General features: G+C 37.9%; 14 protein-coding genes. 5 read left to right on the forward strand and 9 right to left on the reverse strand.

All coding sequences use genetic code 11. From position 1 onward, the window contains the following. Positions 1-44: 44 nt before the first annotated feature. The gene (locus tag VPHSUH08_RS01865; protein WP_105086585.1) at positions 45-2366 is read right to left on the reverse strand and encodes a DNA topoisomerase 3; all 2322 of its coding nucleotides are present in this window, start codon (positions 2364-2366) and stop codon (positions 45-47) included. A 179-nt stretch (positions 2367-2545) separates the two neighbouring features. Between VPHSUH08_RS01865 and VPHSUH08_RS01870 the strand changes: the two genes are divergently transcribed. Both VPHSUH08_RS01870 and VPHSUH08_RS01875 read left to right on the forward strand, forming a co-directional pair. Beyond that, positions 2546-4141: a peptide chain release factor 3 gene (locus VPHSUH08_RS01870; RefSeq protein ID WP_012864142.1), complete on the forward strand. Its 1596-nt coding sequence runs from the start codon at positions 2546-2548 to the stop codon at positions 4139-4141. A 444-nt stretch (positions 4142-4585) separates the two neighbouring features. Then, positions 4586-5833: a sodium/glutamate symporter gene (locus tag VPHSUH08_RS01875; protein ID WP_105086586.1), complete on the forward strand. Its 1248-nt coding sequence runs from the start codon at positions 4586-4588 to the stop codon at positions 5831-5833. Positions 5834-5923: 90 nt separating this feature from the next. Here VPHSUH08_RS01875 and rsmA read toward each other — a convergent pair whose 3' ends face one another. Further along, entirely contained in the window at positions 5924-6778 is an 855-nt protein-coding gene (rsmA, locus tag VPHSUH08_RS01880; protein WP_105086587.1) for a 16S rRNA (adenine(1518)-N(6)/adenine(1519)-N(6))-dimethyltransferase RsmA, read from the reverse strand. 13 nt (positions 6779-6791) lie between these two features. Further along, positions 6792-7319: a ribonuclease M5 gene (gene rnmV, locus VPHSUH08_RS01885; RefSeq protein WP_105086588.1), complete on the reverse strand. Its 528-nt coding sequence runs from the start codon at positions 7317-7319 to the stop codon at positions 6792-6794. A 106-nt stretch (positions 7320-7425) separates the two neighbouring features. Between rnmV and VPHSUH08_RS01890 the strand changes: the two genes are divergently transcribed. The 3 genes from VPHSUH08_RS01890 (at position 7426) to msrB (ending at position 10678) form a co-directional block, all read left to right on the forward strand. Beyond that, entirely contained in the window at positions 7426-8364 is a 939-nt protein-coding gene (locus VPHSUH08_RS01890; protein ID WP_004697127.1) for a LysR family transcriptional regulator, read from the forward strand. Between the two features lie 253 nt (positions 8365-8617). After that, complete coding sequence (locus tag VPHSUH08_RS01895) at positions 8618-9739, forward strand: 5-methyltetrahydropteroyltriglutamate--homocysteine S-methyltransferase (RefSeq protein WP_105086589.1); 1122 nt, start codon at positions 8618-8620, stop codon at positions 9737-9739. After that, positions 9740-10678, forward strand: a complete 939-nt coding sequence (msrB, locus tag VPHSUH08_RS01900) for a peptide-methionine (R)-S-oxide reductase MsrB (protein ID WP_105086590.1) — start codon at positions 9740-9742, stop codon at positions 10676-10678. A 47-nt stretch (positions 10679-10725) separates the two neighbouring features. Here the strand turns inward: msrB and VPHSUH08_RS01905 are convergent, their stop codons facing one another. From VPHSUH08_RS01905 to metG, 6 genes are all read right to left on the reverse strand, one after another. Next, positions 10726-11703, reverse strand: coding sequence for a 3D domain-containing protein (locus VPHSUH08_RS01905; RefSeq protein WP_012864137.1), 978 nt, complete (start codon positions 11701-11703; stop codon positions 10726-10728). 425 nt (positions 11704-12128) lie between these two features. Then, positions 12129-14246: a polyphosphate kinase 1 gene (ppk1, locus tag VPHSUH08_RS01910; protein ID WP_105086591.1), complete on the reverse strand. Its 2118-nt coding sequence runs from the start codon at positions 14244-14246 to the stop codon at positions 12129-12131. Next, complete coding sequence (locus VPHSUH08_RS01915) at positions 14236-15801, reverse strand: Ppx/GppA phosphatase family protein (protein WP_008600545.1); 1566 nt, start codon at positions 15799-15801, stop codon at positions 14236-14238. Before VPHSUH08_RS01915 ends, ppk1 begins: the two co-directional genes overlap by 11 nt. Continuing rightward, entirely contained in the window at positions 15801-17348 is a 1548-nt protein-coding gene (gene ppx / locus VPHSUH08_RS01920) for an exopolyphosphatase (RefSeq protein WP_105086592.1), read from the reverse strand. The genes VPHSUH08_RS01915 and ppx overlap by 1 nt, the downstream gene beginning before the upstream one ends. A 214-nt stretch (positions 17349-17562) precedes the next feature. Beyond that, positions 17563-18333: a TatD family hydrolase gene (locus VPHSUH08_RS01925; RefSeq protein WP_060919002.1), complete on the reverse strand. Its 771-nt coding sequence runs from the start codon at positions 18331-18333 to the stop codon at positions 17563-17565. Continuing rightward, positions 18333-20279 (reverse strand): methionine--tRNA ligase, encoded by a 1947-nt coding sequence (metG, locus tag VPHSUH08_RS01930; RefSeq protein ID WP_105086593.1) that lies wholly within the window; start codon positions 20277-20279, stop codon positions 18333-18335. Before metG ends, VPHSUH08_RS01925 begins: the two co-directional genes overlap by 1 nt. Positions 20280-20301: the final 22 nt, after the last annotated feature.

Consider the following 20301-nt stretch of genomic DNA (forward strand, 5'->3'; position numbering starts at 1 on the left):
AGCTGTGCGCGTCTTTTTATTATTTACAATAAAAATAATCATTTCTAAGTAATGTTAGATTTGTTAACATAAATACTCGGTACCCCATCTACATCAGAACATTGGGTCTTACATTGAGATCGATTACTACAAATCCAGTTTGTTCGACCTCTCACCTCTTGTTTCACAAAGTAACCTACTTTACATCTAGGGCATTTATATTGTTTATCTTCATCAGATACTTCAATATTATCTTCAATACTAGAAACATCCCCTTCTACTGGCTGAGTATGTTTACAAGTAGGATAATTTGTACAGCCTAAAAAGGCACCAAATTTACCATTCCGCTGTTGCAAACGGCCCTTTTTACACTTAGGACATACAGGTAAGGAAGACAAGTCTACGCTTTCACTATCCATAGGGCGCTTACGATTTTGACTCGTTATAGTTCGTACCACATTTGGCATCATTTGATCAGAGTTTACTACTTTATCAAAACCAAGTTTATCAATTAATAATTTTAAAAACTTAATTTGATCCGCTAAGAAGGAATCTAATGTATCCTCTCCTTCGCTCATAAGTGCTAAGCGTTCTTCCCAAACAGCTGTTTCATCAGGATAAAGCAGCTCTTCTGGCAGAGCATCTACTAAGAGATAGCCCGTTTCCGTTGGAGATAAGACTTGCTTCTTCCCTGACGTTTTCATAAAGCCTCGACTGATAAGCTCATCAATTATGTTTGCCCGCGTTGCTTCTGTACCAATACCAGATACAGCCTTTAATTGTTTTTTCAAATCTTCATTTTTTACGAATTTATGAATTTCCTTCATCGCTTGTAGTAATGTGGACGGCGTAAAACGGGATGGTGGCTTTGTTTGTTTAGCCTCTACAGAAGAATCCGTATATAAAACAGTATCGTTCTTTTTAACTGCTGGCAAGTGGTCCGTTTCTTCAATAATCTCTTTTTTAGGGTCTGACTCAGCCCCACGCTCATCGGTTAGATCGGGCTCGTCATTGTCCGTCGTAGATTTAGACTTATGTCGTTTATAAAGCAATTTCCATCCTTCTTCGATAACTACACGACCATTAGCTACAAACTCTTCCTTACATTGTTCTACTACAATTTTAGTTTGCTCGTAAATATGCTCCCCATAAAATTGAGCAATATAAGCTTGACTGATGAGGAAATAAATATTTCGCTCCTCTTGGGACAAACTATTTATATTACAAGCCACCGTTGTAGGAATAATAGCATGATGGGCGGTAATTTTCTTTTCATTCCAAGCACGGCTCTTAATAGAACGATCTGCATCGGCAGCCCACTGTGCTAATCTCTCATCACCTGCATTTTGTAGATTGTTGAGGATTGCATTGCGATCATCATATTGATTGGGTGGTAAATATTCACAATCAGAACGTGGATAGGTAGTTAATTTCTTTTCGTATAATTTTTGCGCTGTATCAAGTACAGTCTGTGGATCATAAGAAAAGGCTTTACCTGCCAGTACCTGTAAGGATGACAGGGATAACGGTAAACGCTGTACATCTTTCTTTTTGGATTTAGTAACAGCTTTAATAACACCATCAGGTCCACTTTGCAATTGTTCAACTAATGAATCAGCTATAGCCTTATTAATAAGACGACCATCAGGATCTAATCCTTTTTGCTCATCTGTCGGCTGCCAAGTGGCCCAAAACACCCCATTAGGATGGTTATATAATACCTTTACAGTAAAATAGTCTACTGGTTTAAATGCAGCTAACTCTCGTTCTCTACGTACAACAAGAGCTAAGGTTGGCGTCTTTACACGACCAATTGGCAATGTTACCTTATTACCTTTATAACGTTCAGATAATGTATATGCCCGAGATAAATTCATCCCAATGAGCCAGTCTGCCCGTGCTCTTGCCAATGCAGATTGATATAGATTGTGAAGGTCCTTGTTATCTCTCAAATCATCAAGAGCGGAACGAATGGATTTTTCATCGAGGGCATTTAATAGAATACGCTGTACTGGTTTTGTATTACCTACATAGTACAAAACTTCATCAACTAAGAGTTGCCCTTCCCGATCCGGGTCACCTGCGTTGACGATGACATCAGCTTTGTCGATAAGGTCTTTTACAATCTCAAACTGTTGACGGCTGCTATCTGTGACAAGCAATTTCCACTCAGCTGGCACGATAGGCAAATCTTGAGGACGCCAACGGATATATTTATCATCGTAATCTCCGGGCTCAGCCTGATGCAGTACATGACCTACTACCCAGGTCACCACATCGTCACCCTGGATAAAATAGCCATTCCTCTTTTGGATATTCTTATTTTCTGGCAAGCATTTACTGATTTCGCGAGCCATGGATGGCTTTTCCGCAATAAATAACCGCATGGTCCCCTCCTTAACCTAAAGATAACGGCTAAACCCCAAGCCGTTCTATGAAATCTCATTATACTACAATTTAGTGGTCATAACTAGAAAAATCATGTATAATTTTTACGATATATAGACTGTGAAAGTAGAACCTAAAGATTTATCTGCTTTTACAAACATATTAATAGAGGTGAATCATGACATTTTTAGAAGAAGTACAACGTCGTCGTACGTTTGCTATCATATCTCACCCGGATGCGGGTAAAACAACATTAACGGAAAAATTACTATTATATGGTGGTGCTATTCACTTAGCAGGCTCCGTAAAGTCTCGTAAAACTGCAAAACACGCCGTATCCGACTGGATGGAAATCGAGAAACAACGTGGTATCTCTGTAACAAGTTCCGTGTTGCAATTTGACTACGATGGTTGTCGCGTAAACATCCTTGATACTCCTGGTCACCAAGACTTCTCTGAAGATACATACCGTACATTGATGGCTGCTGACAGTGCTGTCATGCTTATCGACGTAGCAAAAGGCGTAGAGGCCCAAACAAAGAAACTATTTGCCGTATCAAAAGAGCGCGGTATTCCTATCTTTACATTTGTAAACAAAATTGACCATTTCGGTCGTAGCCCATTCGATCTAATGGAAGAAATCGAAAATGTTCTGGGCATTCGTACATGTCCTATGAACTGGCCTATCGGTATTAATGGCGAATACAAAGGCGTCTACGACAGAGAACACGAAACTATCGAGCTCTTTGCAAAAGACGAAACTCATGGCCAAGAAAAACTTGCATCCGAAAAAGGTGCTTTAACGGATCCGCGCATGAAAGAGCTATTAGGTGACGATGTATACCAAGCATTGCTTGACGATATTGAGTTGCTCGACGTTGCTGGCGATCCATTCGATTTTAATAAGGTTCGTGCTGGTGAATTAACACCTATGTTTTTCGGTTCTGCTATGACTAACTTCGGGGTAAAACCATTCTTAGAAAAATTCTTAGAACTAGCTCCATCCCCTGCTCCACGACAAGCGGTAGAGGAAATGGTACAGCCTACTAGTGAAGACTTCTCTGCTCTAGTATTTAAAATCCAGGCTAATATGGACCCAAATCACCATGACCGCATCGTATTTATGCGTATTTGCTCTGGTAAATTCGAAAAAGGTATGTCCGTATTACATCGCCAATCTAATAAAACAATCCGTCTATCTCAGCCGCAACAATTCTTAGCTACGGAACGTACCATTGTGGAAGATGCGTATCCAGGCGATATTATTGGTGTTTTTGATGCAGGTACTATGGGAGTAGGCGATACACTTTGTGCACAAAAACACAAAGTAACTTTCGGTGACTTCCCTGTATTCCCGCCGGAATTCTTTGCCCGTGTATCCCCGAAAGATACTATGAAACGTAAGCAATTCCAAAAGGGTATGACTCAATTGGCTCAAGAAGGGGCTGTTCAAATCTTTGAACAACCAGGTGCCTTTGATTCCTTCGTAGTCGGTGCCGTAGGTATGCTTCAATTTGAAGTTCTTGAGTACCGCCTCAAAAATGAATATGGCGTTGATTTATTAAATCATACATTGCCATATGGAGTAGCCCGTTGGATTGATGGCGAAGTTGATATTGCATCATTAAAAGGTGTTGATAATGCGATGATTGTAAAAGATAATCGGGATCGCACCGTTGTTCTTATTTCCAATGAATGGCAAATGGGTTGGGTTCAAGAGCGTAATCCGGATGTAACATTCTTAACAACCCCTAAATTACACCATGAGCTATAACTTCTAATTAGCTTATTGCTAGGTATATATATTTTAGTTATAACTTAACATGCATTTATAGAACGAATTTATCGCATTTATAATTTAGAGCCTTACGAAATAACATAAAAATATTAAATTTTAAAACTGGAGTATATTTTATATAATTATAAATATAAAAAATATATTCCAGTTTATTTTTTTATAACAAGAAGGAAAATCACAGATTTAAGTCGAATACATATAGTATGATTATGTACATAAGTAATATATACTATTACTTTTCTATATTTATATGTATAATCATAAAAATAGCTTTATTAATATTATTGTTTTTTTGTGTTGTTATGAGTGTTTAAAGATAAAAATGTAAACTTTTTATACGTTATATATTCTATAGTATTTTTTGACCATTCATGATACCATAAAATTCAGATTTATTTTTTATTTTAAAGGAGTGATTTTATGCCACTTATTGACTTAGCCCTAGTCAACAATGTATGGACCTTAAAACTGTCCATGATTCAAACTGTAGGTCTTGCTGTAATTACCTTATTCATCGGTACTTGGATCAATAAGCATTCCAAGTTCTTACAACGTATGTGTATGCCTGCACCAGCCGTAGGCGCTCTTCCATTTGCATTTTTAACTGCTATTTTGTCTTATTATAAAATCTTAAACATTACCTTTGAAGGTTCCTTACAAACATTTCTAATGCTTGCCTTCTTTACCACTATCGGTTTAATGGCATCCTTAAAAGTCCTCAAAAAGGGTGGTATCTTCATTATTTTCTTCTTCTTAGCATGTGCAGTGTGGATTGTAGTTCAAAATACTGCAGGTATTATGATTGCTAAAGCATTAGGAATTGAACCAATTATTGGCATCATGGCTGGTTCTGTATCTATGATTGGTGGCCTTGGTACAGCTGGTGCCTTCGGTCCATATTACGAACAATTACTTGGTATCCCTGGTACCGCTTCCGCAGCAGTTGCAGCTGCAACATTTGGCATGGTAGCTGGTACAATCCTCGGTGCACCTGTAGGTGAACGCATTATTAAAATGCATAAAGTTAAAACACCTTATGAAAATCCTGAGTTAATGGAGGATGAAGGCATCGATATGATCGAAGATCACGTTGAAAGCGGTGGCAAACAGTTTAACTCTCAAGATCTTTTAACAATTTGTATGTGGATTGGTCTTGCATTAGGTATCGGTACCATCGTAAGTGCTGGATTATCTGTTCTTACTCCACTACCTGCATATATTGGCGCTATGATTTGTGCAGCAGTAATTCGTAACTTTGGTGATTTTACTAAAGCATACAAAATCAACGATGCAGCTCTTGATGCAGTATCTAATGTAGCATTATCCTTATTCGTAACAATGGCTATCAACAGCTTGAAATTAGTTCAATTAATTGATCTTGCTTTACCACTTATTACAATCTTAGTTGTACAAATGGCACTTATCTGTGTATTTGCATACCTTATTTACTTCCTCTTTGGTCGCAACTACGATGCAGTTATGCTTGGTTCCGGAGCTATCGGTTTCGGTTTAGGCGCTACACCAAACGCATTAGTTAACATGCTATCCTTAGCAAGTAAACACGGTCCATCCCCTCGTGCCTGGCTCGTAGTTTCCTTAGTAGGTGCCTTCTTAATCGACTTTGCAAATGCTTTCCTCATTACAACCATGGCTGGCATTCTTTACTAACTAAAAAGGACCCATTTGGGTCCTTTTTTCATGAAAAAGAGCTTATTGAAATGATATTTTATCAGTCCAATAAGCTCTTTATGTATTATACTATTTGATTAAAGTCGCCCACGCGTTGGCTACATCGGCAAAGTCTTGAAGGGTAAAGGTCTCACCTCTTCGTTGACCATCAATATTTGCTTTTGCTAATAACTCTTCAATTCTATCCCTTGTTAAGCCCGTTGTTTTCATCGTATTAGAGAATGTTTTACGGCGTTGCGCAAAACCTGCTTTCACAACGCGAAAAAATAGTTTCTCATCAATCACATCTACAGGTGGTTTATCACGCAATACGCAACGGATAACAGAACTTGTCACCGCTGGAGCTGGCAAGAAAGATTTAGGCGGTACATCAAGAACAATATCTGGTTCCGTATAATACTGAACAGCAACAGATAATGCGCCATAGTCCTTTGTACCGGGCTTTGCTATCATCCGTAAGGCCACCTCTTTTTGCACCATCACAACTAGACGTTCAATAGGTAGTTTACTTTCCAACAAAGACATAATAATAGGTGTTGTAATATAGTATGGCAAATTGGCAACCACTTTAAATGGTTTATGATTCATAATCGTTGGCACATCAAGCTTTAACACATCACCATGAATGATACGTACATTGTCATAAGATGCCAATGTCGTATCTAGTACCTCTAATAAGCGACGATCTAGCTCGATAGCCGTTACATCTGCCCCACTTTGAGCTAAACCTTGTGTCAACGTACCAATGCCAGGACCAACCTCTAGGACAGGTTCCCCTACGGTTAATTCCGCAGCATGTACGATTTCATCAACTATGCCTCGCTTAATAAGAAAATTTTGCCCTAGCTTTTTGCTCATTTTAATATCAAAGCGCTTACATATATAATGCACAACCTCTGGGCTTGCAATTACTGATTCTAACATCTTAACTCCTATTTTAACAATTTACCGCCTCTTCATAAGTATCTCGAGTTATACCATAATGATTTAAACGGTACAAAAATTGTTTACCATTACCGTATCCAATACCTAATTTAGCACCAATAACCGCTCGACGAGCCGCACTATCAGGCATACCAGACAATCCGTGACGCACTAAGTCCACCATAGTAAATTCGTTGGATGATTTTAGAGACTCTACGTGTAATGTAGATAGAGCTTTTCTGATTGAATCTGGAGATGCTTGTTCTATACCAATGTCATCATTTGCAAACGCTTCGTCACGAGGCACAAAAGCATGTTGTGCATTAGGAAATTTTTTAGTTAAAACGCGTCGGATTCGCTCCCCTGCCGTATCAGGATCAGTTAATATAATAATGCCACGTTTCTCATAGGCAACGCGAATCATATCGATAACACCTCTTCTAAGGGTAAATCCTTCTGTAGCAATGCAATCAGCCTCTACAGCTTGAGCGATACGTTGTATATCAGATTTTCCTTCTACCACAATGACTTGTTTTAACATATATCCCCCTTTTATTCTATTAATACATTGTAACATATATATAACATTGCTTAAATACTTATAATCGAGTAGTATTAATAGTGTAATATATAAAAGGAGGCCAATCATGACCTTACAACAATTAAAGTATGTCACTACAATTGCCAATATAGGCAGCATTAGTGAGGCAGCAAAGAGATTATTTGTGTCTCAACCGAGCCTCACCAAGGCTATTAAAGAACTAGAGAAAGAAATGGGCATTACCATTTTCGATCGTACTAATAAAGGAATTACCGTATCTAAAGAAGGGGAACGCTTCCTCGGCTATGCGCGCCAAGTGTTAGAACAAGCAGCCCTTTTAGAGGAGCAATATAAGAGCCAAAGCGGCGGTAAGAAACAATTTTCTGTGTCTACTCAACATTACTCCTTTGCAGTCAATGCCTTTGTAGAGCTTTTAAAAGGCGCTGAAATCGATCAATATGATGTATCCTTACGAGAAACACAAACCTATGAAATTATCGATGACGTAGCTCATATGAAGAGTGAAATTGGTTTGCTCTATTATAATGATTTCAACCGTCCTGTATTAGAAAAATTAATTCACACTAACGAATTAACCTTTACTGAATTATTTACGGCCCATCCTCATATCTTTATTGGTAAAACGCATCCACTAGCCCATAAAGAGGTAGTCTCTATGGACGAATTAGAGGAATATCCATATATTTCCTTTGAGCAAGGCGATCACAACTCCTTCTACTTCTCTGAAGAAATCTTCAGTACCGTAGTGCGCCCAAAACATATCCGTGTTCGCGATAGAGCATCTTTATTTAGCCTATTACTTGGCCTTGATGGATACACTGTATCTAGTGGTGTAATCGATAAAGAGGTAAATGGTGAAAATATCATTTCCGTTCCACTTGCCGAAGAAGGTTTAATGCACATTGGCTACATTACTAATAATAAAATGCAACGTAGCCGTTTAGGTCAAGAATATATCCACGCCCTAGAACAATACGTTAGTAATTACGGTAGACATATTCAATTACCGGAAAACAAAAAATAATTATATATCATATTATTTATAGAGCGATACAACACTATTGTTCAATTTAGATGTATCAGATAATCCATAAAGAAGGCACTCTCTATTTTAGAGAGTGCCTTCTTGGGTATAACTTAAAGCATAAAATCACTCATAGACATAACTTCAAGCTATACACAACTCAAATATATTAATATTTTTATATATAATCATACTTAGCTATAATTAACCTATCAAAATTATCGGTTTAATCGTTTATATAAGGAGGATTATTATGTCCAAACATACAGCACCATTCCACTTTGATATCGTAGGTTCCTTCCTACGCCCAGCAGAATTAAAAGAAGCACGCGAAGCTTTTAATAAGGGAAATATTACTCGAGAAGAATTAACAGCCGTTGAAGATCGTCTTATTACAGACCTCATTCAAAAACAGAAAGTAGCTGGCCTACCAGTGATTACAGATGGCGAATTCCGTCGTGCCTATTGGCATCTAGACTTCATGTGGGGCTTTAACGGCGTAAAAGAAATTGAACTGGAACACGGTTACAAATTCGTCGGTCAAGAAACAGCGCCAGGTTCCCTCGCCCTTACTGGCAAAATTACGGGAACAAACCACCCATTCGTTGAACATTTCAAATTTGTAAAACAATTTGAAGACGAAAATACTACGGCGCGTCAAACGATTCCTGCTCCCTCTCAGTTTTTGGCAGAGTTATTCCGTGAAGACAATGGCATTACAACGCGCTCCTTCTATCCAGATTTAGAAGAATTGATTCAAGATATTGCTGCCGCCTATCGCCAAGTAATTAAAGACCTTTACGATGCAGGTTGCCGCAATATTCAATTTGATGATTGTACTTGGGGTATGTGTTGTGACCATGCTTACTGGACAGGTCGTCAAAAGGATAAAAGTGTAACCATTGAAGGTGAAACCGCAAAATATTTACGTTTGAATAACTTAGCTCTTGAAGGTCGCCCTCACGACTTAGCATTTACTACACATGTATGTCGTGGTAACTATAACTCTACATGGGCCGCTAGTGGTGGGTACGAACCTATTGCCCCTATCCTATTTGCCAAGGAAAATGTAGACGCTTATTACCTAGAATTTGATGATGATCGCTCTGGAGGTTTTGAGCCATTGCGTGAAGTTTCTCCTAATAAAAAAGTTGTATTAGGTCTTATCACATCTAAACGCCCTGAGTTAGAAGATAAAGAAGTCATCAAAGAACGTATCAAAGAAGCAACAAAATATATCCCTCTCGAAAGACTTTGCTTATCCCCTCAATGTGGCTTTGCATCCTGTGAAATTGGCAACCAATTGACCGAGGAAGAACAATGGGCTAAACTCGCATTAGTCAAAGAAATAGCTCATGAAGTTTGGGGTGATTAAATGAGTGAACATACTATTTATTTAGGCGGTGGTTGCTTCTGGGGCCTTCAGGGGTATATCAAAAAGATCTCCGGTGTCCTTACTACTGAAGTAGGTTATGCTAATGGTCCTACAGAAAATCCAAGTTATGAAGATGTATGCCACAATAGTGGGCACGTAGAAGCCCTCAAGGTCACTTACGATGCTGATATATTATCTTTAAATCACTTAATTCAATATTTCCTACGTGCTATTGATCCCTTTAGTGTCAACAAACAAGGTGGTGACGTAGGAATTCAATATCGCACGGGTATTTATTATACTGATCCAACAGATAAGGACGTTATTGAAAGCACCTTAGCTCGTGCTCAAGCCTTCGAAGGTAAACCATTTGCTATTGAAGTATTGCCTTTAGAGAATTACTACTCTGCTGAGGAATACCATCAAGATTACTTAGACAAAAATCCTAATGGCTATTGTCACATTCCATTGGGGTTATCTGATGAACCACTCATCGATGATAATACATATGCTAAACCTTCCCAGGAAGATTTAGAGGCATTAACGCCACAAGAGTTTGAAGTAACTCAAAACTCTGCTACAGATGCACCTTTCAGCCATGAACTAACAGATGAGTTCAAAGCAGGTCTCTACGTAGATATTACAACTGGAGAACCCCTTTTTGTATCAGCCCATAAATTCGATTCTCATTGTGGCTGGCCTAGCTTTACTAAGCCAATAGCTAAAGATGTTATCAAATATTACCAAGATGACTCACATGGTATGAATCGCATAGAAGTTCGTAGCCGCATCGGTAATGCTCATTTAGGTCATGTATTTGAAGATGGGCCTAATGGCTCTCTTCGCTACTGTATCAATGGATCAGCTTTAAGATTTATCCCTAAAGAAGAATTAAAGGGTACCAAATACGAATACTTAATTCCATATATTGAAGACTAGTTAAAATAAAAGGACGCCTTACATATGTAAGGCGTCCTTTTATTATATTAATCTAAAACGTACACTGTAACGTCTTGACGACCAAAGTCCATAGCCTCCCCATAAGAGTCCATTACAAGATCGATTTTGTTACCTACTATAGCACCACCTGTATCGGCAGCAATAGCTTCACCGTAACCAGGAATAAATAAACGTGTACCCAATGGAATAACATCTGGGTCAACTGCTGCTATGCCACGTACTGCAGGTACACCCGTAGCTGTAATACCAGCACCATCACCATCGCCAGCAAGATAAGCAGATGCTTCCATTACGATAGCGCGAGATGCACGACCCGCCACATTACGAGATGTAGTCACTTCACGAGTGCCCTCTTTAATAATTGTAGGAATCATTGCACGTTGTGTTACTTTAGATACGTCATTAGTTTTAATAACGGTACCATTACTATATAGTGTTTCACGTTGTACTCGTTCTAAGCCAGGTTGACCAACTTGAACAACCTCTTCTTCGCCCTTAGCCATAGTATCATCTTTTTGACGAACCACTTCAACAGCAACTTCTTGATCTACTGTAGATAGAGAGCGGCTTGTTACTTGAGCAATTGTTATACGTGTACCACTTAAAACAGATCCATTTTCATCGCCCACTACTACATAGTTAGGTGCTTTGAAACCAAGCTCATTAGCAACACCTTGAGCAGTTGTTTCTGTAGTGAATACAGCTCTTGTTTTACCATTTACAGTTACATAAACTGGAATAGCACGAACAACCGTTAAGGTTGTTCCATTTTGAACTGTAGATGAACTAGAAATAACTTTATCATTTGGATTTAACTTAACCCCAGCATCGCGTACAATGCCTTCGTTAGAATTTAAATGCGTTCTAACAGTGTGTGCTGCACCATCTACCATAACGGTAACGGTTTTATCATTATAAGAAAAACCGGTCATGGTTACAGCTGTTACAATCAATCCGGCAACAACAGACGAAATATATCGCTTGTGTGTCTTATGAATTCTCATGTTGTAATCCCTCCTGTAATGGTATTATTCTACTACAGATAGATACAACCTGTCAAACGCCGCAAGTTAACAATAAGAGGAAACCCTTTATAAATACTGAATTTATAACAGTTTGTATTTTATATTTTTTAATAGAAGTCCACTGTATACGTACATATCGATATTTTTAAATACTATACAATATATTCCGAATTGTGTACATATATACAACAGTAATACCACATATAGTATATACAGATTTTTTATTACTAAATTTGTATTTTTATGTGTTTTTCAATTGTTACCAACATTTTCTAGAACACTCAAAACTTCACTTTTCCCTCATTTTTAAATGTATAAGGAAGTAAAAAAGCGCATATAATGGGCTTTTTATATGTTATGTAATTGTATTAAAATTCATTACCTAATATATTAAGGTTTCTTCATTATCTATTCATTTTTAACATTGGTTGTAACCGTTCAATGACCGTCATTGACTCTCTGTGTTCATGCTCAATAGCAGCTTTCATTAGCTCCTCTTGAGCAGATATAGGATTCTCTCGATCATTGATTTTATGATATGAACCATCTGCTCTCATAAAATGAGCTTTTAATGTATCATCTAAATATAAATCTAAAATACTTTTTACTCGTTCTTTATGGCGTTTATCTTCAATAGGAATCATAAGCTCTACACGTTCATTCAAATTTCGAGGCATCCAATCTGCACTAGATAGGTACAGACTTTCATTCCCTCCATTACGGAAGTAGAACAAACGATGATGTTCAAGAAAACGTCCCACAATAGAGCGTACTGTGATATTATCACTAACACCGGCAATGCCAGGTCGAAGCGTACAAATACCACGCACAATTAAATCTATACGAACGCCAGCCGAAGAAGCTTCATACAACTTGGCAATGACCTTTTTATCGAGCAAAGAATTCATCTTACAGATGATATAGGCTTCTTCCCCGTTTTTGGCAAACTCAATTTCACGGTCAATAAGTTCCATAATTTTTTCACGTAAATTTAAAGGCGCTACAATAAACTTATTCCAAATCGGTGGGTCAGAATATCCCGAAATCAAGTTAAAGAAACGAGATGCATCATCACCATACTCATCATTACAAGTAAATATACCACAATCAGTATACATGCGAGCTGTTTTACCATTATAGTTTCCCGTTGCTAGATGGACGTACCGCCTAATACCATCCGTTTCCCGGCGTACCACCATAGTAATTTTAGAATGTGTCTTAAGACCTTTTAAGCCATAAATAACATGACACCCCGCTTTTTCGAGTCGTCGAGCCATATGAATATTGTTTTCTTCATCAAATCGTGCCTTAACCTCCATAAGCACGGTTACTTGTTTTCCATTATCTGCCGCTTTTATTAAGGACGCAATAATCGGAGAGTCCCCACTAACGCGATATAATGTTTGTTTAATGGCCAATACATCAGGATCTATAGCTGCTTGTGCAATAAATTGCTCAACCACTGCAAAAGATTCAAAGGGATGATGAACAAAAAGATCTTGCTTCCCAATAATAGAAAATAAGCTATCACCTTCATAATCAACTAATTCACTAGGAATCTTAGGATCAAACGGTTCATATCGGAGCTTATCATAACCTGGATAATTACAGAAATCAAAATACATACGGCAATCCAAATGTCCATCAATGCGATATACGTCCTTTTGCTCTAATTCTACACTTGTAAGGACAAAGTCTAATAAGTGATCCTTTATCTCTCCACAAACTTCAAGACGTACCGCATCACCACGACGGCGACGCCGCAAGGATGCCTCTACTTCAGATAGCAAATCTGTTGCTTCTTCCTCATCTATTTCAAGGTCTGCATCACGAGTAATACGGAAAACCATATAATCTTCAATACCATAACCTTGGAAAAATTGATTTGCATAATAAGTAATGACATCTTCTAGATAAACAAATCGATGTTCCTTATTGCCACGGCTTGGAACTTCAATGATTCGATCTAATACAGATGGTATTGGCAAGATAGCAATCTTGTAATCCTTAGTCCCATCCTCTTGTATTTGAAAGATACGTACAATTGCATTAATGGTATGATTTGTTAAAAATGGAAATGGGTGCCCCGAGTCAACAGCCAATGGTGTTACTACGGGGTATATATGTTCCTCAAAATAATGGCGTAGCCAGGCTTTTGTTTTTACGTCTAGCTCATCAGGATGTGTAAAGAAAAAACCATAACTTTCTAGTTCAGTCAAAACATTATTTAAATACATACTTTGCATAGCAACAAGGCGTTGTACAGATTCATCTATCGCCTTTAATTGTGCCTTTGCATCCATATGAGCCGCATCATATTTAACAATGCCATTCACAACTTGATGACGTAAACCAGCCACGCGAATCATAAAGAACTCATCTAAATTAGAACTAGCAATAGCAATAAAACGCAATCGCTCCAACAGCGGAGTATTTGTATCTATGGACTCTAATAGTACACGCTGATTAAATTTTAGCCAAGATAATTCACGGTTAAAATAATATTTAGCATTACTGAACATGGCGGTCACCTCCTCTTACAAGCATGAGTTCCATACCAAATACTTCTGTAAAATACTCGGAATCGCGACTAAATGTCCACCATTCTAGAGAAATGTCTTCATTAGTGCGGCAGAATACATACAATACATTATCCCGTTCTTCTAAGGTAATATCCGATATTTTTTGATTGCTACCTGCATCAAGCGCACAAGCCACACGAATGATAGCTACTAACTTTGTAACTTGAATCTTTTGTAATTCCGTCAAGGAATTAAAATATGTATCATCATCAGACGGAGTTCCCTTATAATGATAAAACACAACATTTGCTACCACTTGTTTTTCTTCTTCTGAAAGCCCAAAAATATCTGTGCCCATCACAATATGATACGCATGCTCTCCATGGTTTCGTAAATTAACAAACTTGCCTACAGAACATAATATAGCTGCAATGCGGCATAAATAACCCCACCGCTCCGGTAAACCTTTATGGCGTAATGTTTTACAGAATAAAGAGCTGAATCTTTCTACCTCAGCATCATGAATGCTGTCAGTATGATATCTAGCGGCAACAGCACGAGCTAATTGAGCATTTTGCTCACGCAATTGATACATAAAAGGATTATTTTCCGCCTCAACTCCATAAAACCAGCTTATTCCTTGCGAGAAGGAGAAGCTACTAAAAATCAACGATTTAGGCTCTATAGCCGTTATAATTTCATTAAATAAAATCATAGTAGGCATCAAAATATTGGCCTTATATTCAGGTAGTCTATATCGATTGATCAACTTAGTGGCCGTTACACCATCAAAGGATTTGATGAACCCCTTAAAACGTTCTGGTTCAATGGTAATAATATCATCCTTATTACTGCCATCTCCCATGAGGCGCGCCATATATTGAGCTTCATCGCCTGATAAAATGACACTATTAATATTGAAAGTTTTAAGCTCTTCCCGCAATGGGCCTATCATGCGATGTAAATACTCGGTAATAGCCATTGGAAACGATGTAGAGGAACGTTGGTTGCGATTAAAAGATTCCATAACACGTAATGACCCGCTATGCATATTGCGCTGAAATAATAAGCTTTCACCACGCCAAACGGTTAAACCTACACCACCAGAAGTAATATCAAGGAATAATGTTGCCTTTGTAGGATCCGTCAAGCGGTACTGATTAGTCATCTTGTAGTATAGTAAGGCATATTTGTAATACACCTCTTTAGGCATGTCGATAACCTCAACACGCATACCTGTTTGAATATAAATTTGGTCGAGAATACTACGACGATTAGCGGCTTCACGTATTACAGTGGTGCCATATAATCTAGAGCGACTCACACCGTAATCAGCCATTAATTGTTTATATCCCTTTAAGATATGACAAATTTCCTCAATTGTTTCAAAACTCAAACGAGAGGTTTGGAATAATTCTTCCCCAAAGGTTACCTCCCTAGCTGCATAATCTATAACGCGTACATCATCGATGCCCTTGTATTCTAAAATAGTAATACTCATGCTACTGGAGCCTACATGTAGCACTGCATATCGTAACGCTTTTGGTAATGCCATTATGCCTCCTTACGAGCTTCCTTCCACTCTATTTCTAATGTTTTCTTGAATTCTTTTTTGAAGGATTTTCCTAATTTCTCTACAGCCGCTTTTGTGACACTTATATCGCGACCATTCAAATAGGTTACAACTAATTGTACACTAGTATATTTTAGATTCACGGATAAATGGCGAATAAATTGTTCATGACTTTCATCAAGAGCTTCAGCCAAGGCTAGAATAATAGATATTTTTTGTCCCAACAAACGCTGTTCTTGATCTAACAATTTACCGTATAAGAAGTTTTTATACTCTTTTGGCGTCAAACCATGAGAGTTCATAACAAGGAACGCGCTAAAAGCTTGTTCAATATGGGAAAGCCCATATAAATTACTATTGACAAGCATATAGCAGCCATGTCGGGCATGACTATAATAATTAATCCGTTTACCAATATCATGTAATAAACTAGCCGCAATCAAACAACGTCTTGTATTTTTATCAGCTCTATGAAGTGGTTCTAATTCATCATACAGTTTAATAGCTAAATCTGTAATATATTTAGCATGAACTAACTCATGTTTAGTCATACCTAATAATACATTCTCTGCAGAATGTACTAAAATATCATCAATAATAGAGTTACCACCTAAGTAGTGCGCTCCATAATAGTCATAAAATAAACCTTCTCGCAAACCACAACCACCAACAACGAGTGTTTTAGTATTTACGTAGTTAAATAATTCTTCTACGATAGTAAGGCCGGCAATAATGATATCAGCGCGCTCCGATGATAAACCACTAATCTTTTTGCGCTCCTCTAGAGTTTTGCCTTTTACTTCTTCCAAAATTTCATGGAATCTATGATATGGAATTTCATAATTATGTAGCTTTGTAATAGGATAAGATAACTTGCGTTGATCCATTTTAGCAATATTACGAGCAGTGCCACCGATACCAAGGAGCGGTAATTTCACATTGCGAAGCCATGTATGTTCCTTAATCGTTTTCTTTACAACTTTCGTCAGTTTATCAAGTTCTTTAGGAGTATATTCATCCCCCTTCTGATAGGTGCCTGTTAAGGTAAGGGCCCCTATCGGCAAGCTCACCGATTTTGTAATATGACGATTTCGTACAAGGGTTATCTCGGTACTGGCACCACCTAAATCAAAAATAATAAAATCCTTAAGTCCAATGGTATTGATAACGCCAAGAAACCCCAGGCGAGCCTCTTCTTCACCAGCAATACATTCTAAATCCAAACCCGTTCGTTCTTTTACGGATTTAATAAAAGCATCCCCATTTTTAGCCAAACGTACTGCTGCGGTAGCAACAGCTTTAACCGTATTTGCCTCCATTGCATCAGCCATGTGTACAAAACCTTTTAGAGCACGCAAAGAGCGTTCCATAGCTTCTTTGGTCAGTTCGTGAGTTCCCCACATATTCTCACTGAGACGTACACTTTCTTTCTCTTGATATATCAGTCGATAACTACCAGTCTTAGAAATTTCATATATGACAAAACGAACTGAGTTCGAGCCTAAATCTATAAATGCAATACGTTTCATGTTGCTATCCTCATCTTACTTCTGTTCAGTCTGAATATACTTTAGTATACCATAGAAAAACGCGATTCTCACCGCTAAGGGAGAACCGCGTTTTATGATTTATAATTCTAATTTAGTTTTATCATGTATTTTAATACTTTGTACGCAAAAACTTAGTAATTAAAGCCCAACAGATATTTTATCAGCCAATAATCTTATGAACTAGTTTCTACATTTACTCGATACCAAATACTCGTTTACCATTATTAAAAGCAATTTCACAAAACTCATCTATATCGAGCCCTTTAAGGCTTGCAATTTCTTCTGCCACAAACTGAGTTTTACTTGGATCATTACGACGGCCTCTAAATGGTGGTGGTGTCAAATACGGTGAATCGGTTTCAATGAGGATTCGTTCTAATGGCACTTGTCTTGCTACTTCCTTAAGATTTGTAGACTTAGGAAATACTACAGGACCTGCAAAGGAAATATAAAAGCCCATTTTAATGGCTTCTTTTGCCATCTCCCAGCTACCAGAATAGCAATGAAAAATGCCCCAGTTATCCTTCCCTTCATTGCGCAAGATATTCATAATATCACCATGTGCATCGCGGTCATGGATAATAATCGGGAGATCTACTTCACGAGCAAGCTCTAACTGACGAATAAATACGCGTTTTTGTGTTTCACGGTCAGAAAAATCATAGTAATAATCTAGTCCAATTTCACCAATAGCACGTACCTTATCATTGTTAAGAGCTTGTTCCTTATAAAACTCGTAGTCTTCTTCTGTAAAGTCCTTTGATTCATGGGGATGAGTCCCTACAGCAGCATATAATTGATCGTACTGTTTAGCCAAAGCTAAACCAGACTCAACGGTACCTCTGTCAACACCAGGAATCATAATATATTCTACACCTGTATCAAAGCAGGCTTGTAACATCTCATTACGATCATTATCAAAGCGCCCATCATTTACATGAGCATGTGTATCAAAAAGTTTCATTATTTAACCACACTTCCTGCCGGTAATGATTCGATATTTGTTACCTCTAAATGTTCTTCCCAATCAGAGGCGGACAAAATCATACCATAAGACTCAATGCCCATCATCTTTTTAGGAGCCAAGTTAGACAAATAGATTACCTTTTTACCAACCATAGTCTCCGGTTCATAATATTGGGAAATACCACTTAATACGGTGCGTTCTTCAATACCGATATCCAATACAAATTTCAACAACTTCTTGGACTTAGGCACCTTTTCACAGCTTATAACTTTAGCTACACGAAGATCGAGTTTCTCAAAGTCATCATAGGTAATATTTTCTTTTAATGGTGGAATATTAGATGTATCTACAGCTTCTTCAACTTCTTCTGTAACAACTACATCTACCATTTCAGGAACTTCAAAACGTGGATAGATAGGCTCACCTTTTACAACTTTAGTACCTGTTGCCAATAATCCCCAAGTTTTAGCATCTTCCAACGTAGCCGCTTCAAAACCTGTAAGCCCTAATTGTTCCCAGATTTTTGGAGCTCCTACAGGAATTACAGGGCTTACTAAGATGGCAATGATACGCAATGCCTCTGCCAAGTGATACATAGCAGATTGCAAGCGCGCTTTATCATGCGCATCTTCAGATTTAGCTAATACCCAAGGCATTGTTTCATCAATGTATTTATTCATGCGACCAATAAAGGACCATACAGTTTTGATAGCTTTATTAAGCTCCATATTTTCCATCGCCGCTTCAAAATCTTTTGCAGTTTGAACGGCTAATGTAGATACATCACGATCCAAATCATCCATATCATCGCATTTTGTAATCACACCACCATGGTATTTTTCAATCATCGCAATAGTACGGTTTAATAAGTTACCTAAATCATTAGATAAATCTGCATTAATTTTTGTAACGAAGTTAGGTAACGTAAAGTTGCCGTCATTACCTAACGTAATCTCGCTTAATAAGTAATAACGCAAAGAATCTGCACCATATGTATCAATCAATGGGATTGGATCGATTACGTTCCCCAAGGATTTACTCATCTTTGTACCATCTACAATCATCCAACCGTGTCCAAATACCTTTTTTGGTAATGGCAACTCAAGGCTCATGAGCATCATAGGCCAAATAATTGTATGGAAACGTACGATTTCCTTCCCCACTAAATGGAGATCTGCAGGCCAGTATTTTTTATATAGTTCACCATCACCATCAAATGGAGAGAGTGCACTAATATAGTTCACTAATGCATCGAACCAAACATATACTACATGTTTAGGATCAAATGGGACCTTGATTCCCCAATCAAAGGATGTACGAGACACCGCCAAGTCTTCTAGACCTTGCTTTACAAATTGAATCATCTCATTACGACGAGATTCAGGCTGAATAAAGTCAGGATTCTCTTCAATAAACTTAAGCCATTGATCCGTATATTTACCGAGTTGGAAGAAATAACTTTCCTCTTTAACACGCTCTACAGGGCGACCGCAATCCGGACAAGTATGATTAGGTCCTAGCTTCTGCTCTGTCCAAAAAGTTTCGTCCGGTGTACAATACCAGCCTTCATATTCGGCTTTATAAATATCGCCCTTCTCATAAGCTTTTGTAAATAACGCTTGAACAACCTTTTCATGACGTTCATCGGTAGTCCGAATAAAATCGTCATTGGAAATATGCATTTTTTCCCACAATGCTTTAAAACCATTTACAATATTTGTAGTATATTCAAGAGGAGTAATGCCTTGTGCTTCTGCAGCACGTTGGATTTTTTGGCCATGTTCATCTGAACCAGTCAAAAAACGTACATCATATCCTGCTAATCGTTTAAAGCGTGCAATTGTATCGGCTACAGATGTACAATACGTATGACCAATGTGCAACTTAGCACTTGGATAATAAATAGGTGTCGTAATATAATACGTTTTCTTTGTGTCTCCCATGATGAGCCTCCTTCTAACCTTC

Source organism: Veillonella sp. S13054-11, assembly GCF_002959795.1.
Taxonomy (GTDB): Bacteria; Bacillota; Negativicutes; order Veillonellales; family Veillonellaceae; genus Veillonella; species Veillonella parvula_E.

Coding starts and splice junctions, on each gene's coding strand:
- ppk1 (WP_105086591.1), bottom strand. CDS start 14,246: ATGTTCAGTAATGCTAAATATTATTTTAACCGTGAATTATCTTGGCTA.
- VPHSUH08_RS01890 (WP_004697127.1), top strand. CDS start 7,426: ATGACCTTACAACAATTAAAGTATGTCACTACAATTGCCAATATAGGC.
- rsmA (WP_105086587.1), bottom strand. CDS start 6,778: ATGTTAGAATCAGTAATTGCAAGCCCAGAGGTTGTGCATTATATATGT.
- msrB (WP_105086590.1), top strand. CDS start 9,740: ATGAGTGAACATACTATTTATTTAGGCGGTGGTTGCTTCTGGGGCCTT.
- VPHSUH08_RS01905 (WP_012864137.1), bottom strand. CDS start 11,703: ATGAGAATTCATAAGACACACAAGCGATATATTTCGTCTGTTGTTGCC.
- metG (WP_105086593.1), bottom strand. CDS start 20,279: ATGGGAGACACAAAGAAAACGTATTATATTACGACACCTATTTATTAT.
- VPHSUH08_RS01870 (WP_012864142.1), top strand. CDS start 2,546: ATGACATTTTTAGAAGAAGTACAACGTCGTCGTACGTTTGCTATCATA.
- VPHSUH08_RS01925 (WP_060919002.1), bottom strand. CDS start 18,333: ATGAAACTTTTTGATACACATGCTCATGTAAATGATGGGCGCTTTGAT.
- VPHSUH08_RS01865 (WP_105086585.1), bottom strand. CDS start 2,366: ATGCGGTTATTTATTGCGGAAAAGCCATCCATGGCTCGCGAAATCAGT.
- VPHSUH08_RS01875 (WP_105086586.1), top strand. CDS start 4,586: ATGCCACTTATTGACTTAGCCCTAGTCAACAATGTATGGACCTTAAAA.
- VPHSUH08_RS01895 (WP_105086589.1), top strand. CDS start 8,618: ATGTCCAAACATACAGCACCATTCCACTTTGATATCGTAGGTTCCTTC.
- ppx (WP_105086592.1), bottom strand. CDS start 17,348: ATGAAACGTATTGCATTTATAGATTTAGGCTCGAACTCAGTTCGTTTT.
- rnmV (WP_105086588.1), bottom strand. CDS start 7,319: ATGTTAAAACAAGTCATTGTGGTAGAAGGAAAATCTGATATACAACGT.
- VPHSUH08_RS01915 (WP_008600545.1), bottom strand. CDS start 15,801: ATGGCATTACCAAAAGCGTTACGATATGCAGTGCTACATGTAGGCTCC.